Raw genomic sequence first — 17,412 nt, 5'->3', positions numbered from 1 at the left:
GAAAATCAATACCCAGTTTCTCAGTTGACCAATTCTTCAATTTTCACCTATCTACCCTCTATCATCAACAACGAACTATCTCCATAACTTAAGAAACGAAAATTATTATCAAGAGCATACTTATAGATGCTTTTCCATTCCTGTCCAACAATAGCACCAATAAGCAGTAATAAAGTACTTTGTGGCTGATGGAAATTCGTAACCAATCCATTTATCACTTTAAACTGATACCCAGGAACAATAATAATGGCTGTTTTACCAGCCAGATGCGATAATTTATTATCCTGCATATAATTGAGTAAAGCCTCAAATGCTGCCTTCTTTGGGAAACGGTTATCCAGATTATATGCATCCCATTGTTGAATGCCCTGTTCGATTGGCAAGTCCATTAGCAAACGTACGCCATACCAATACAAACTTTCCAAGGTACGAACCGAAGTCGTTCCAACGGCAATCAATTTCCCTTCATGTGCAAGCAAACGTTTTAAAGCCTCTTGCTCAATCACAAAATGCTCAGTATGCATATCATGGTCGGCAATAGCCTCTGATTTAACAGGTTTAAACGTTCCAGCACCTACATGCAAGGTCACATTCAAAAGCGGATGTTGCTTTTTCTGCAGCTGAGCCAATATCTCTTTGGTGAAATGCAATCCTGCTGTTGGTGCAGCCACTGAGCCTTGATGCTCTGAGTATACAGTTTGATAGCGGTCTTTATCAACATCTTCCGTCTCACGATTTAAATAGGGAGGAATCGGTGTTAAGCCAATTTGCTCAATAATTTCGGCAAAAGACACCTTGTCATTATCCCACGAAAAATCTATACTGTAGGCATCGCTTAATCGCTCACCTTTCTCTATTGACAAAACTAGTTCATATTCACCAACAGAAACCTGTTTAGTTAGAGCACCATTTTTCCACTTACGCGCATTTCCAACAATGCACTTCCAGGTAGTTAACTGTCGACTGTCAAAAGCCATCTGAACCTCGGCTGGCACGAGAGGCTCGAGACAGAAGATTTCTATTTCCGCACCCGTTTCTTTCTGAAATTTAAGACGTGCCCGGATAACCTTGGTATTATTAAAAGCGAGCATCGCTCCTTGTGGCAATTCGTCAAGTATATCAGTAAACTGACGCTCACCTATTTCATTGTTTTTATAAACAAGCAGTTTCGATTGCTCACGATTGCTTAATGGGTATTTTGCAATGCGTTCATCAGGCAAATCATATGTATAATCACTAATTGAAATATGTGGCTTTATCATGACAGTCATTTTTAGCGCGACAAATTTAGTTAACTTTGCCTTGCTCACCAATTAAGACGAATACATGTTGGTGCAATTATTCTTAAAAAAAATAAAAACTTAATCATATGAAAGTAAAAGCAGGCGATAATGTTCGCTTTTTAAATAGTAGCGGTGGAGGAACCGTTGTGCGTGTTGATGGTAAACTAGCCTATGTGGAAGATGAAGACGGTTTTGAAGTACCTATAATGGTTCATGAATGCGTGGTGATAAGGGAAGATTCTTCAAAAGAGACAGATGAGGCAGCACCCGAAGTTGAAGAAGAAAACTATGAATTTACTGAAGAACTTGGTGATGACTCTAATCCACAGTTTTACATTTCGTTTCTTCAGGGAGATAAACCGGGTCAGGCCTCGGGAGATTTAAGAGTACAAGCCATTAACGACAGTAATTACTTTGTATTTTACACCATCAGTAACCTTCGTAAAGACGGTGACTTGGATTTATGTTACCATGGAACCATCGAACCCAATACTAAACTGGCCTTGGATAAGTTGGCGGTTATGCAATTGGATGACCGTCAATGGCAAATAAATCTAACACTTTATAAGCAAGGTAAAACCTACAAAAACATACAGCCGGTATCGGAAGTTATTAAAATTAAAGCCTCGCGCTTTTTAAAAGAAAATGTATTTGCCGATAACGATTATTACCACGAGAAAGCTGTTCTTTTACCCGTTATAAAAGGCGAATTTGAGCGCAAACTGGATGCGCTAACCGATAACGAAATCAAAAAGGTTATCAAGGAAAAAGAAGCAAAAACACCACGTAAAAAGTATGCTCGTCGCGATGAACCAACTCTACTGGAGGTCGATCTGCACATTGATGAGTTGATTGATACAACAGCCGGCATGAGCAAAGGCGAGATTATAACTATCCAGTTAGATAAATTCAAGCAGGTGATGGCTGATAATGCCAACAATAAAGGACGAAAAATTGTATTTATCCATGGTGTTGGCAATGGCAAGCTTAAAACTGAAGTACGCAAATTACTTGACCGTCAGTATAAAAAACACCAATACCAGGATGCCTCTTTTCAGGAGTATGGCTATGGTGCAACAATGGTGATCATTTAAACACTTAAAAAGATTTACAGAAAAGCTTCCACAACCGGAGGCTTTTTTTTATTGCTATTTATACCTGAGCGAACTCCAATTCTTTATCATCGTCTCCAACTTTAGTAAATAGTGTTTTTAACTTCCATCGATACTTAAAAGCAATTGCTCCTACAATGATGATTTGAGATAAAATAAAAGGTAAGTATTCGGTATTAATTTCCACATTCTTTAATAACAATAGTGCCTCGGTTTGAAAAACACTATCTTCGGTGACAATAAAAATGCTTGAGAAAATATTATTAGCGGCATGCAATCCCATAGCCAATTCAATTCCATCATCCAAAATTGAAATAATGGCATAGGTTAAGCCAGCTATAAAATAAAAAGGCATCATAGCCCAAAAGCCATGCTTTTCAACCTCAGGGTTAAAAGCATGCAACAAAGCAAAAAGAAGGCTGGGAACCAAAATAACCACCAGTCTGTTTTTGAATAATCGTCCAACACCTTGAGCTATATAACCGCGAAAAACAATTTCTTCGTAAAAAGCCTGAAACGGAATTAATAAAAAAGAAACAACAGCTAAAGGTATAAGAGCCCGCCAGTTTAAACGCAGTTCGTATTTTTTAATGTTCATATAATAATCAACCACCAGGAAAAAGGAAGCAACAACAAAACAAACTGCAAAGCCAATAATTATTCTTCGCCATCTGATACTCGTTGTTCCATTAATAACGTTCTTAAAATTTCGACCATGAAATGGCTTATAACAAGCAATGAAGCCAATTAACATGGTTATAAACGGAAATATCATTAAAGCCAGTGCTATTGTTGGATTGACTCCATAACTGACAGGATTCATCAAATCAACCATTGATTCATCAACTCCTTCAGGCAAAGGCGTAATAGTTTTAATAATTATAAATGGAAGAATGGCGGGTAGCTGAGATACAAAAGGTATAATGGTCAGCATTAAAAAATAACCAAACCATTCGTTATCTTTAGTCAGTGCACTTTCAAGATGTTTCATAATCTGAGGTAAGGTTTATAATGCAAAATTAGTGCATTAGGCTATTCAATCAAGGTTATTAATAAACAGACATTATCTTTTGGTCAAAATTATTATATAAAAAACGCCCAAACATGAGTTTGAGCGCTTCTGATATTGTTATAATATTTGGGCTTATGGCATTGGTAAAATTTGCTTTCCATAAGTTTCTTGCAACAATGTAGCAATAGCAATGTAAAGTGCACTAGCTCCACAAATAACACCTTCGATACCAGCAATAGTATGAATCAAATGGCTACCAGTAAAGTTAGCAAGTGCCAACAACGCAAATAAAACGACCACAGTACCAAACAACCACATCATGGTGAAGTTCATCTTAAGTGTTGCAATCCACATTCCTAGCGTGAAAACACCCCAAAGGCCCAGGTAGTAACCCATGGCAGTTGCCGAAGGTGCCTCACCTAATCCCATTTTTGGGAAAATCCAAATAAATACTAAAGAAATCCAAAATGCACCATATGATGAGAATGCCATCATACCAAACATGTTGTTTTTCTTCCACTCCATCATACCTACTAAAATTTGCAGTAAGCCACCAACCATGATGCCCATACCCATAATCATAGTGTCTAATCCGAATAAACCTGCATTATGCAAGTTCAACAACATAGTTGTTAATCCAAAACCTGTCAATCCTAGTGGCGCAGGGTTCGTTGTCACGTCTTTTGCGATGAAAACGTTTTGTTCCATTTTTTCTGGTTATAAAGAATAAATACTTGCCCATTGCCAAATATCCCCAATAGGCAATGTACATTCATTAAAAATCGGCGCAAAAATAGATAAATGACTGAATTAATAACCTATTCATGATCATCATATGAGGTTTATTTCGTTAAAAGATGTTAAGACTCAAGTTGTCGGTTCTGAGTTTAATTGTTGAACTGATGAATTATCGAATTTCTTATTACTGAAGAACAAGCTTCCAACTGCACCCCTAAACCCAAAAAGAAAGCCCGGAAACCAACGCTCCCGAGCATATCTCTTGCATTTATGATAACCTTTAAATTAGGTCGATACTACGTTTAACAAACTTAGTTAAGGCTTCTCCTTTCAACATATTGTTTGATAGAAGCGCTAAGTCTATTAATTGTGAAACTAACTTATTAGATGAAGCAAATGAAGATAGTTCTTCATCTTTCTTGCCATTTAATTCAGTCAGTTTTTTGTTGATGTCTTCCATCTCATCTTTATCCGCCTGAGGAATCTCTTCGTCTTTCTTACCCTCTTTGGCTTTCTCTAGCTCAGAACGTTTACCTTCCAAACCTTCAATCTTATGACGTAATGACGACACCTTTTCGCCAACTTCTTTTTCTTCGTCTTCAATAATTCGGTTGACCAAGGGGTGATTACCGTTCACCACCAAATTATAGCTATCTGGCATCTCACCATAGAAATTCATACCGCCACCACCTAGTGCACTCATTTCCTTCATACGACGCATAAACTCCTGCTGCGTAATCATTACCGGCGTATCGGTCTCTTCCAATGCTTCAAACGTAACAATGAAGTTAGTTTTATCGACATTAGGCACCTGCGAACTGAAGATAGTTGTTAAATCCTGCTTTTGAGCTTCGTTTAACTTTAACTGAGCTGTGTCGGCTTTAGGAATTAACTTCTCAACAACATCGCTGTCAACGCGAACAAAACGCGATTTCTCAAATTTACTTTCCAAGTGGTTCACAAAGTGACTGTCTAACTGACCGTCTAACACAACCACATCGTAGCCTTTGTTTTTAGCCGCTTCAATAAAGCTGTATTGAGCTTCAACATCAGTGGCATACAAATACACTAACTGATCATCTTTATCGGTTTGATTGTCTTTGATAATACCGGCATACTCATCAAATGTAAAGCATTTACCATCGGTATTTTTCAATAAAGTAAACTTCTTGGCACGGTCGTAGAATTTCTCTTCGGTTAACATACCGTATTCGATGAAAATCTTTAAATCGTCCCATTTCGCTTCAAATCCTTCACGGTCTTTCTTAAAGATTTCTTCCAGTCGATCAGCTACTTTTTTAGTGATGTGGCTTGATATCTTCTTCACATTACCATCGCTCTGCAGATACGAACGCGATACGTTCAACGGAATATCAGGCGAATCAATCACGCCATGTAACAATGTCAGGAATTCAGGTACGATACCTTCAACCGAATCGGTTACGTACACCTGATTGCAGTATAGCTGAATCTTATTTTTCTGCACCTCCACATTGTTCTTTAATTTAGGGAAGTAAAGAACACCTGTCAGGTTAAACGGATAATCAACATTTAAATGGATGTTGAACAAGGGCTCATCGGCCATCGGGTATAATCCGCGATAGAATTGATTGTAATCCTCGTCTTTCAGCTCAGAAGGCGTACGCGTCCACAATGGTTTGGTTTCGTTCACCACATTATCCTTGTCCGTTTCCTCTTCTTTACCGTCTTTCCACTCGGTTTCTTTGCCAAACACCACCTCAACAGGTAAAAATCGACAGTACTTCTTCAACAGTGCACTAACTTCGGCTTTGGTAGCATATTGCTTATTGTCCTCATCGATGTACAACACGATGTCAGTACCGCGGTCGGCTTTTTCAACTTCTTCAAGCGTATATTCCGGACTTCCATCACAGCTCCATTTAACAGCCTGCGAACCATCACGGAATGATTTAGTGATAATTTCCACTTTTTCTGACACCATGAATGAGGAGTAAAAACCAAGCCCAAAATGACCTATAATCGCATTGGCATCTTTCTTATATTTTTCAAGAAACTCGTTGGCACCTGAAAAAGCCACCTGATTTATGTACTTGTCGATTTCTTCGGCCGTCATACCTACACCGCGGTCAGAAATGGTGATGGTCTTCTTATCTTCGTCTAAGATTACACGAACCGGTGTTTCGCCCATTTCGCCTTTAAACTCACCCACCGAAGCCAGTGTTTTTAGCTTTTGTGTGGCATCAACAGCGTTGGAAACCAACTCGCGTAAAAAGATTTCGTGATCTGAATAAAGATACTTTTTGATGATTGGGAAAATGTTCTCCGTAGTAACCCCAATATGTCCTTTTTGCATCGTTACTAATATTTATGTTTTTAACTATCAAATTAACGGCACAAAGTTATCAAAGCATGTGCCATTCGTCAATGTCTGTCAATGCGACAGCTTGTGGTGGCAGAGTGTTGAAATTTTGGCAGAGAATATGGATTTGAGATTTATGATGTTCGATTTATGATCTATGATGTTGGATTTATATCGCGAGCATGTTTGAGCTTATCGCAAGCTTGTAATAAGCTCAGCGAGCGTGCTTTTGGCTATTGCAGATATGTAATTGATGAAAACAAGCGTGTTTTTGTGAATTACAGTAGTACAATTGACAAAAACACAGCCGCAATGGCCATTACATATCTGCAATAAGTTGCTGCAAGCTCGCACAAAAAACAGAGACACATCTATAAACAAGAAAAGACCACTTTCAGGTGGACTTTCCATTGATATGCTCAGTTAAATATCAGTTAACAATTAACTCATCACAAAACATCCAAGAAGGATGCCCGGCACCTGGTTTATCGGCTGGTATCATACCAAAATTTCGAGCTCTTACCTTAACATAACAAACCTTGGTATTCAATCCCGTAGCACCCTTTTCTACCACAAATACATTATTCATTACTTCCGTTTTATCCAACCAATTGGTTTCAATAGCGTCATAATGTTGTCCGTCTTGCGAAACAGCCAGTTCAACAATTTCGGGTGCATACACCCATGCCCCTCTTTTATCAAGGAAACGCATTTTAATGCTATTAATAGGAGTATTTGCCTTTAGCTCAACCACAGCCTCCAAATCACTGCCATTAAAGCCCAGGAAATTATCATAGTCGGAAGCCCATAATGGGGTAAAACTTTTTCCTTTTCCGTCGCATAAACAAGCAGCCGGAGCATCATATGGTTTGTCAGCACCCTGCAGGATACTTACTTTGGCATCTTTAGCTAAGTTCGGAATCGTGATAACTCGTTTGCTCAACTCCTGTTCCGTTGACGGCACATCGTATTGTTGCCTTAATTCAGTTAAATTGGTCTTCAAATCCTCAATAACAGTTGCATACTCAGGGTCAGCATAGCGATTATTCATTTCATGCGGATCATCCTGTAAATCATAAAACTCCCACTCATCGGTATCAAAATAAAAATGGATGAGTTTATAACGTTCGGTTGAAATACCATAATGACGCTTAACAGCATGGATACCGGGATATTCGAAATACTGATAGTAAATAGCGTCGCGCCACTCACCACCTGTTTGTTCCAGCACCGGACGCATTGACATGCCCTGCATTTCTTTGGGCGCCTCAACACCGGCATAATCCAGGAATGTTTGCGCAAAATCGAGGTTCTGCACCATTTTATCACACACCCAGCCTTGCTTGACCGCTTTGGGATAACGCATCAACAATGGAGTGCTCAACGACTCTTCGTACATAAAACGCTTATCAAACCAGCCATGCTCACCCAGGTAAAAACCCTGATCGGAGGTGTACACCACTATGGTGTTTTCAGCCAATCCATTCTGATCGAGGTAATCCAGTATTTGACCAACACCATCATCTACCGACTGAATAGTAGAAAGGTAATCCTGCATGTAACGTTTATACTTCCATAAAGCCAGCTCCTTACCTACCGGTTGAGCCTTATTAAAAGCTTCATTCTTGTCATGGTAGGCATCCTGCCATTTTTTCAACTGGTCAGGGTTCATACGATCCCAGCTATCGCCCCAGCCATCTTTGATAATATCATCTGTACCAGGCATAGTCAGCTTTAAATCATAGCCTCTATTCATGATTTTATCAATCTCCATTTCCTGTTCGCGTGCCGCTCGTCCACGTGTTGAATAATCATCGAAGAAATTATCTGGTACCGGTATTTCAGTATTATCAAACTGATTGAGGTAAACAGGTGCCGGCATCCAGTTACGATGCGGCGCCTTATGTTGCACCATCAGGCAAAATGGCTTATCCTGACTCTTGATGTCATCGAGCCATTCTAATGATTTTTCGGTGATGATATCCGTTACGTATCCTGGAATACGAATGATGCCTTGTGGTGTCCTGAAATCAGGGTTATAATACTCGCCCTGACCTGGCAACACCATCCACTGGTCGAAACCGGTTGGTTCACTCTTCAGGTGCCACTTACCCACTATAGCCGTGTGGTAGCCTTCTTCTTTCAACAGCTTAGGAAAAGTGGCCTGCGAACCGTCGAAAGTCACCTCGTTGTTGATCAATCCGTTCTTATGGCTGTGCTTACCCGTTAATATCACCGCGCGCGATGGAGCACAAATCGAATTGGTCACCGTGGCATTGGTAAAACGCACCCCTTCTTTGGCCAGACGGTCGATATTGGGTGTTTGGTTAAGTCCATGCCCATAGGCGCTGATGGCCTGATCGGCATGATCATCGGAGATAATAAAAATAATGTTTGGCTGATTGGTTTTAGCAGGTGAACAGGCAAAGCCAACCAGCAGCAATGAAAAATATGTCAACTGTTTGATTATACGCTTCATAGTTCTATTTATTTGGTCGTTAACGTTTCTGGTTCAATACGGCCAAGCGGACGAACTTCATGACCTTCCAGCTTTTGCAGACGATCACCCAACTCATAACGCGCCTGTTTGGCTACGGCCTGCAATTCCTCCACTACATCAGGATATTGATCAATAACATTAGTTGTTTCGCCGATATCGCTCTTCAGGTTATACAACTCCAACCCACAGGGCATCTGTTTAGTCCATCCTGGGTAACCATCATTTCCGACAGGATGCTGACGATACGATCGATATTCATGCGGGAAATACAGCTTCCAATCACCCTTTTTAACAGCATGCAACTCACCACCATAATAACACCAAAACTCATTACGCGGTGTTACATCTTCGCCCTTTAACAGAGGTGTGATATCCACCCCGTCCAGTTTATTACCTGGCAGATTTGCTCCTGTTACATTTGCAATCGTAGGTAATAAATCAATGGTAGAAGCCAGCTTATCGGTTTCCTGTCCGCCTTTTATTTGATTAGGCCAATACATAATACACGGCACGCGATGCCCGCCTTCCCACATCGAGCCTTTGCCCTCGCGCAAGGGGTAGGCCGAACCGGCGTGATTACCAAAGCATAACCAGGGGCCGTTGTCACTTGTAAAAATCACCAGTGTATTGTCTTCAATATTGGCATCTCGCAGCGCCTGCATCACCTGCCCCACCGACCAATCAATCTCCATCATGACATCACCGTATAGGCCCTGCTCACTTTTTCCTCTGAACTTATCAGATGCTGCAATAGGAACATGAGGCATAGAATGCGCCAGGTAAAGAAAAAACGGTTTCGATTGATGACGCTTAATAAAATCAACCGCTTTATTGGCATACAAGGTTGTAATTTGCGCCTGTTCTTCCAGTGTATGTATCACTGCGACTATTTCATCGCCTTCTAATATTGGCAGCGGGGGATATTTTAATTTCCAGGGTTTCGACACCGAGTCTTTTTCATGCACCGATATGCCATCATAATCAACTGGCCACATATCATTGGAATAAGGAATACCGTAATACTCATCAAAGCCTTGCTGAAGCGGTAAAAAGGCTTTGCTCCGCCCTAAATGCCATTTACCCACCATACCGGTTGAATAACCGTTATCTTTTAATATTTCGGCGATGGTCACCTCATCAGGGTTAAGACCAATTAGTGTGTCCCAAGGCATGTAGGCACCGCGCACACTAACACGCTCGTTATAGCATCCTGTTAAAAGAGCTGAACGCGAAGCACTACAAACAGCCGTACTCACATGAAAGTTAGTAAAACGGATACCGTTAGCGGCTAATTTATCAAGATGAGGCGTTTCAAAGTCGGTTGCTCCATAGCAAGACAAGTCGTTATATCCCTGATCATCGGTGAATATAACTATAACATTGGGTTGTGTTGATTTTGTACAACTTGTATAGTTTACTGCAATTACCAGCAGCGATGAAATTACAAGCCATCTGGAAAAGAATTTCATAAAAACGGTTTCTTGTTAATGATATTGTTTTTACAAAGTTAATTCTCCGGAAAAAGAAGTGCGTTTAATGGTAGTTCAGAAATGGTCAGACATGTTCAAATGATGAACATTTTCGGAAGTCCTGCCTTGATAAATTGCCAGTGTATATATATTCATCGGATGACTCGAACAAGTACTACAAGTCATTCGATGAATAAAATAAGAAGACTAACAACTGCAATTATAGCACCAGGCACTAAGCAATGGGAACCTTATCTAATCCAAAGTAATTTGCTGCAATAAATCTTCAATGGTGCGCAGGGCATGCATGCTACCATCGGTTTGATGAAGGATATAAGCCTTGTTATTGGTTTTATCCACTTCAATATGCGGATAATCACCTTCTGCTTCTGTTGTTTGATAACCCTTACGGTTCAGGGCATGACTCAACCATTTGTATTCGATGCCTTTTCCAACCACACGAATGGTCTTCAACTGCTCTTGCTCCACTTTAAAAGCACCACGTTCATTATCAAATAAAATACCTTCTTTCTCAAAAAATCGCCGGAAGCCATCAGCCAAAACTAAATCTTCAGGTATACCGTCTTCCAGTTGACGTCCTTGCGCCAGCAACCATATTTTGTCTGCTAGCTGAAGTGCTAAATCCAAGTCGTGCGTCGATAGTAAGATACCTTTATTCTTTTCCCTAGCCAGTTTTTTAAGCAACTGAACAATCTCAATTTTACTTGGTAAATCCAAAAAAGCCGTTGGTTCATCCAGTATTATCAAAGACGTATCTTGCACAAGTGCTTTGGCAATCATGGCCTTTTGTCGCTCCCCGTCGCTCATGCAGACCAATTGACGGTTAGCAAAACCATGCAGACCAACATCATCAATGGCCTGCAGCACTTTAAGCTTATCCTTTTTACTAACTGTTCCAAAAAAATCGGTGTAGGGTGTCCGCCCCAAGGCCACCAAATCAAAAACCGTCATATTTGAAACCAGCAACCGTTCGGTTAACACCACACTCACTACCTTAGCCAGCTGATTACGTTTATACGAATGTAATTCGCGCCCGTCCACTTTAATAGTACCTTTAATCTTTGGAATAAAACCACTTAATGTTTTTATCAGTGTAGATTTTCCGGCACCATTAGGCCCCAACAAACAAGCAAACTCACCCTGATGCAATTGCACATTGATATTTTTGTGCAACACAAGTTCTTTTGCTGTATTACGGTGATACCCAACTGCTAAATCATCGGATTGTAATAATATTGCCTTATCCATTCATGTTGAGTTTGCGCCGTTTAATAATTACAGATATCACAATGGGTGCACCAATCAGTCCGGTTACTACATTAATTGGCAAAGCGCCTTCAAAGCCGGGCATTCGAGCAATTAAGTTACAAAATAAAGCCAGAACAGAACCAGCAAAAATCACAGCTGGTAATAATACCTTCTGGTTAGTGGTACGAAATAAGCCTTTGGTCAGATGTGGTACTGCAAGACCTAAAAAAGCAATTGGCCCACAAAATGCAGTAATTGCTGCGGTAAGAATTCCAGTGCACAATAAAATGGCCAGGCGTGTTTTCTTAATGTTTATTCCCAGGTTTTCGGCATAGTTTTCACCTAGTATAAGCACATTCAGAGGCTTGATTAAAAGCAAACTAAAAATCAAGCCAATAACCACAACCGGAATTAATATCATCAGATGTTCCCAGGTTACATTTGAGAAACTTCCTAGTCCCCATATCACATAGGCATGAACGTCTTCTTTAGGACTGTAGAACTTCATCACACCAATTATTGCTGAAGCAGCATAACCCACCATAATCCCAACTATTAGCAAAATGGTATTATCGCGCAAAGCACGGGCAAAAAACACGATGAGTAATAATATAAAAAAAGCCCCAACAAAAGCGGCACCGACTACAGTCATATGGCCAATTAAGCCATAACCGCTAATACTTACACCCAGAATATTACCAGCAAACAACAAGACCAAAGCCACTCCTAAACCAGCACCACTGCTAATTCCTAATATGGATGGCCCGGCTAAAGGGTTTCGAAACAATGTCTGCATTTGTAACCCACCTACGGCCAGACCTGCACCTGCCAATATTGCGGTTATCGTTTGAGGCAAGCGCGATTTAAGTATAATTGAATTATAGGCTGTTCGTGAAGCCTGCTCACCCGACAGCACATTAAAAATATCCTCAAGAGGAATAGATACTGATCCCAGCCCAATATTCAGCATAAAAAGAGCTAACATAGCTGCTAACAACAAGACAAAACCCAATATCCATTTATATCGATAATCTTCCATTATTTTTCTACCAGCTTTCGGAAATAGGTTGGTTGATAATCTTCAAGTAACTCAGGATAAATAGCCTTAACTAAATCCCTTAAAACAATGTGAGGTTGTAACAATCCTTTTTCAAAATAAAGTGAATGAGACGCATTGGTAACAACCAATTGACGGTTTTTATAGGCATCAAAATCAGTGTAGCGCTCATCTATTTTAGCTACTTCAGAATAAGTTATTTCTGTTGGATGATTAAGGATTAATATCCAGTAATCAGTATGCTCCGCTTTATCAATTATCGTTTCATAATCTTTTGACAAGGAGCCTGTTCCTTTTGTCTCTTTGTAGATATAATCAAAACCGGCATCGTTAAAGAAATTGGCCATATAGCTTTCTCCAGCCGGTGTATACCAAATGCCCTGGTAAATATGCCCTGTAAATACTGTTTGCTTGTCTTTAATGCTTTCCACCTTCTTTTTTACACCAAGGTAAGCTGCTTCCATCTCATTCATTATTTGCTTTGCCTCTTCTCCTCTTCCAACCAACTCTCCCACAAATACAAGCCACTCGGCACGACCAAGCGGTGTTTGTTCCAGATAGTCAGAATTTGTTAAAACCGGAACACCTGCACTTTTAACCGCTGCAAAATGATTATCCTTAAAAGGAGACACCATCATAAAGTCAGGCTCTAAATCCACCATCACTTCCACATCGGGTGCTACGGCCATTCCTACATTTTTAATCGTTCCGTCTGCTATCCCTTGCTGAATAAAGTCATCCGATATATATTGAGGTTCAGCAACGCCTCCAATAGTTTGTTTCATCTCCAGTCTATCGGCATAATTTACCATGGTCGATGACAAGGCAATCCACTTATTGGCCGGGTAGTTTATCACAATATCATTCGTTTCCTGAAGCGTTTGAAACAATGTTTTATCCTGACACAATACGATGGTTTCATTTTTGGTTGAGTCGCCCCATGGGTCGTTGAGTACAATCTGGCGATAACCTTTAAAATACTTTATACTGAATCCTTTGGCATATTTAGGTTGAAAAATGCTATCCGGCGTATTTCCCGAAGTTATCACTGATTCTCCTTTTTGCCTTGTCTGGCATGCGCCCAGAATCAAAAGTAGCGCAACAATAATTGCTGAAAGTCTAAACATCTTTTTTTCTCCCGAAAGATTGGTTAGTAATAGTATTAAACAAACAGGTTTTCCGACTTTCTTTCTTTTACTTTCCTTCCCATCTGCCTTCGGCAGTCAGTGGCCCTCAAGTAAAAGTTCCTAGTGGGGCACAGAATACGGCTGCGGGTACAGTTCAGGCCTTTCACCTAATTCCCTTTTTATTTAATGCTGCAAAAATAGTCTTTTTATTAAGATAAGCCCTTTATCAACTTCTACAACTCATAAATACCGACACTCTCAACACTATAGTCATTATTATATCGTTGCATTTGTTCGATAAAGCTTTCTTCATAGGAGATTTTTACATCTGTAATTTGTTCAGATTCATCTTTAACAAGCAATAATTTCGGATTAATAAAACCTGAATAAGGCGCAATGTTCAGTTTGGCATATCGTTCCAACACTTCATTATGCAGCTCCACATCTACCTTCACCCCATAAGTTTCAACAAGTTGCTTTGCGGCTTCATAATCGCCTTGCGATTTAATACGCTGCACCTCTTTTAATAAAGTACCAAATAAATGACGCAATGCCTTAAAATCCTTAATAACAAAGTAGGTTTTATTATCCTTCCTCACTTTCTCTATAACATTGGTTTGTTGTCCATGCTCAAATACCCAGGATGAAATTAACTGGCGATTACGCATATGAGCCTGCTCAATATTAGCATCTTTCGTAATACGCGCCAATTGCACCATCATACCATTGCGAATATAGGCGTTATATTGCGCTTTACAGACATCCATATGTGACACTAAATTCAGCTCCATCATCTTTTTATCAGCCATAAAATACAAGCCAAACAAATCGGCTCGTGTTTCTTCAATAACAGAACCATAGGCTTTTAAATCATCGGAGCGAACACCTGGCTCCAATTTTCCTGAACCATGCCCAACACATTCGTGCAAATGGGTATGCAGGTTATCAGCCAGTGCCCCATATTGTTTATGTAGTTTAATCTCCTCTTCTGAATAGGCAAACTCTTCAATAATACCCGATGATAAAGAGGCCATTTCATACGCTTTACTAATATTTTGAAGTGAAACAGACTTCGATCCATGTTTTTCCCTAATCCATTCGGCATTGGGCAAATTAATTCCCAATGGTGAAGCCGGGTAACAATCGCCTCCCAACATGATGGCACTGATCACTTTCATACTGACACCGCTCACTTCTTCTTTTCGGTGTTGTTCCAGTACAGGTGAATGATTCTCGAACCACTGCGCATTTTCGCTTATCAAAGATGCCTTGGTTGTTTCATCTTTATCGATGATATTCACTAAACTCTCCCAGGTTCCTTTAAAACCAAGCGGATCGCCATAGACTTCAATAAAACCATTGATAAAATCAACTTCTCCAAACTGTTCTTTCAACCATTCAATGCTGTAGGCATCAAAGAGGCTCAAATCCCCCGTTTGATAATATTCACAAAGGGTTTCAATCAACAGTTTTTGCTGATTATTTTCGCAAACTTCTGCTGCCTTTTTAAGCCAAAAAATGATTTTATTGATTGTAGCAGCATATTTACCTTCAGCACAGTAAACTTCTTCTTTAACAGAACCATTGCATTTTATCAGGCGCGAGTTTAAACCGTATGAAATTGGCTTAGCATCATCTTTATTGATAATGGAATGATAGAACGATTCTACTTCCTCTTGGCTAACCTCGCTATAAAAATTGTTAGCTGAATGAATGATGAGATCCTTATCTTCATCCTGACACACTCGCTTGGAGATATAGTCCACATCAAACAGCAATTTCGTAAGCCTTTTTGTCAGCTCCGGCACAGAATCACATGATAAAGCAATAATTTGTTCATCAGACAAATCTTTTATCCAATTTGACAGCTCATCTATCGTAAAATCGGGCTGAAACTTATCGGTGCTATAATGATGATGAATACCATTGGCAAACAATACTCGTTTATAAAACAACTCAAGTTTATTTCTTGAACTATCATTTTTATTTACGCAATGATAAAGCGAAGCCAAACAGTTGCGTAACCACAAATTATGCTTGTTGTTTTGATCCCAAATAATATCACGTCCCCAAAGAGCCGCTTCAGACAAATAATAGATATACAATTTTTTCTTCAACGACAACTCGCTAAAGTTAGGAACCGTATAACGCAGAATACGAATGTCTGCAAACTGTTCAACCTGATATTCAAAATTCTTCTGCATCATCTATTGCAACTTAGGATTTCTTAGATCAACCTCTTTTTTCAAATCCCAAACACCTTTAGTGAATTTAAAGGCATTATATGAGAAATCGGGGCCATAATATTGATAAACACCTCTGAACATCGGCTCCTTTGGTGCCAGGTTATCAAAAACAATCATCTTTTCGCGGGCATCGTAACGCAACATCATTGTTGCTTTAGCTGAATACTGAAACACAACCCGATTACGTGTTATTCGGTCGGTTTTAAAAATAGGCATACCAAATCGAAGGCGACTATTTTGTACTGTTAACACATCAATAACACGCGTTTTTATAAACTCATCGTGACCTTTATAACCAAGTAATGTGTAGTAAGTTTTGTTACCACTCATGGTTTGGATGAGATCTAAGTAAATAGCGCCATACCATTTTTTATTCGAAAGAGTTGAGCGTTCCGGCGATTTAATCTTCTCACTACTATCAGTTAAGGGTATCACCTTTACGGTGGATTCATTCAAAATAACGGCTCCATAAAACATTTGCTTAAAACCTTCCTTCTGAATATTGTATGTACAAACCTTAACTTTCTCATCATCAGAAATTAGCGTTTTCATGCGCTTTAATTGCTCAAATGATTCACTAAACAACTCCTTGTCTGACCAAAGTAGATTTAACCGGTCTTGTAGCTTTGCATTTAAAGCATCCTTTTCTTCATCTGTTGATAACGTTTGTAGTTCCTCAAACATACATTTGGTCACCAAATCCTTTGCATCTACAATCTTCTTTTTGCCCTTTAAAATTGATAAAGCATATAATTCATTTTCCAAACTTATCAGTTTATACTGCAACGTTTCTTGGGTAACTGCTTCATTAATATTGAATTCTTCGGAGAAACCCCATGCCTGGTTATTATAAAACACCAACCACTCTATCTGATAGACATTACTATATGTTGAGTTACCAAATGATAATATGCTTAGCTTTTCATCGTCAGACTTAAGTACTTTCACTTTATCAGTATAGCGCAATATTTCATTAACATCTTGTTCCGATTGCCAAATTGTTTTCAGTTCCTTATTAAGATCTAAAAGTTCGAAACGCTTGTTATTCGCATCAATTATAGATTCCAATTTATTCAATCGTTCAGCCCATTGCTGATGCTGCTGACCATTAACAACTAAAGCACTAAAAATAAACAGCTGAAAAATTAACAACCTTGTTTTTTTCATCACCAATATATTATCTGCCAAATTTAACCCATATTATTCACCTGAAAAAACGATAGTTTCTAAATGAAGACAAAGGGTTATAAAAAAAGGT

12 protein-coding genes and 1 riboswitch are annotated in these 17,412 nt (G+C 39.4%); of the genes, 1 reads left to right on the top strand and 11 read right to left on the bottom strand.

Annotated elements, in window-relative coordinates:
- Window positions 1–47: 47 nt before the first annotated feature.
- On the bottom strand, window positions 48–1,262 hold the full coding sequence (locus tag J1N10_RS07195) for an S-adenosylmethionine:tRNA ribosyltransferase-isomerase (protein WP_262326014.1): 1,215 nt from the start codon (window positions 1,260–1,262) through the stop codon (window positions 48–50).
- Between the two features lie 107 nt (window positions 1,263–1,369).
- On the opposite strand from J1N10_RS07195, the gene J1N10_RS07190 reads away from it, so the two are divergent.
- The gene (locus J1N10_RS07190; protein ID WP_262326013.1) at window positions 1,370–2,377 is read left to right on the top strand and encodes a DUF2027 domain-containing protein; all 1,008 of its coding nucleotides are present in this window, start codon (window positions 1,370–1,372) and stop codon (window positions 2,375–2,377) included.
- Between the two features lie 58 nt (window positions 2,378–2,435).
- Here the strand turns inward: J1N10_RS07190 and J1N10_RS07185 are convergent, their stop codons facing one another.
- From J1N10_RS07185 to J1N10_RS07140, 10 genes are all read right to left on the bottom strand, one after another.
- Window positions 2,436–3,386 (bottom strand): CPBP family intramembrane glutamic endopeptidase, encoded by a 951-nt coding sequence (locus J1N10_RS07185; protein WP_262326012.1) that lies wholly within the window; start codon window positions 3,384–3,386, stop codon window positions 2,436–2,438.
- A gap of 153 nt (window positions 3,387–3,539) precedes the next feature.
- On the bottom strand, window positions 3,540–4,115 hold the full coding sequence (locus J1N10_RS07180; protein ID WP_262326011.1) for an acetate uptake transporter: 576 nt from the start codon (window positions 4,113–4,115) through the stop codon (window positions 3,540–3,542).
- Between the two features lie 310 nt (window positions 4,116–4,425).
- The gene (htpG, locus tag J1N10_RS07175; RefSeq protein ID WP_262326010.1) at window positions 4,426–6,480 is read right to left on the bottom strand and encodes a molecular chaperone HtpG; all 2,055 of its coding nucleotides are present in this window, start codon (window positions 6,478–6,480) and stop codon (window positions 4,426–4,428) included.
- Window positions 6,481–6,916: 436 nt separating this feature from the next.
- The gene (locus J1N10_RS07170) at window positions 6,917–8,965 is read right to left on the bottom strand and encodes a sulfatase family protein (protein ID WP_262326009.1); all 2,049 of its coding nucleotides are present in this window, start codon (window positions 8,963–8,965) and stop codon (window positions 6,917–6,919) included.
- An 8-nt stretch (window positions 8,966–8,973) separates the two neighbouring features.
- Complete coding sequence (locus J1N10_RS07165) at window positions 8,974–10,455, bottom strand: sulfatase family protein (protein WP_262326008.1); 1,482 nt, start codon at window positions 10,453–10,455, stop codon at window positions 8,974–8,976.
- A gap of 255 nt (window positions 10,456–10,710) precedes the next feature.
- Window positions 10,711–11,724 carry an ABC transporter ATP-binding protein gene (locus tag J1N10_RS07160; protein ID WP_262326007.1) on the bottom strand — a complete coding sequence of 338 codons (1,014 nt, stop codon included), beginning with the start codon at window positions 11,722–11,724 and terminating at the stop codon, window positions 10,711–10,713.
- Window positions 11,717–12,763, bottom strand: a complete 1,047-nt coding sequence (locus J1N10_RS07155; RefSeq protein WP_262326006.1) for an iron ABC transporter permease — start codon at window positions 12,761–12,763, stop codon at window positions 11,717–11,719. The genes J1N10_RS07160 and J1N10_RS07155 overlap by 8 nt, the downstream gene beginning before the upstream one ends.
- Entirely contained in the window at window positions 12,763–13,908 is a 1,146-nt protein-coding gene (locus J1N10_RS07150; RefSeq protein WP_262326005.1) for an ABC transporter substrate-binding protein, read from the bottom strand. The genes J1N10_RS07155 and J1N10_RS07150 overlap by 1 nt, the downstream gene beginning before the upstream one ends.
- Window positions 13,909–13,933: 25 nt before the next feature.
- Window positions 13,934–14,129: riboswitch (cobalamin riboswitch) on the bottom strand.
- A 12-nt stretch (window positions 14,130–14,141) separates the two neighbouring features.
- Window positions 14,142–16,115, bottom strand: a complete 1,974-nt coding sequence (locus J1N10_RS07145; protein WP_262326004.1) for a dipeptidyl peptidase 3 — start codon at window positions 16,113–16,115, stop codon at window positions 14,142–14,144.
- Window positions 16,116–17,321, bottom strand: coding sequence for a hypothetical protein (locus J1N10_RS07140; RefSeq protein ID WP_262326003.1), 1,206 nt, complete (start codon window positions 17,319–17,321; stop codon window positions 16,116–16,118).
- Window positions 17,322–17,412 lie beyond the last annotated feature (91 nt).

Origin of the sequence: Carboxylicivirga litoralis (assembly GCF_025499605.1) — a bacterium.
Taxonomy (GTDB): Bacteria; Bacteroidota; Bacteroidia; order Bacteroidales; family Marinilabiliaceae; genus Carboxylicivirga; species Carboxylicivirga litoralis.
The sequence above is the reverse complement of the archived record's forward strand: the minus strand, read 5'-3'. Positions and strand labels throughout refer to the sequence as shown.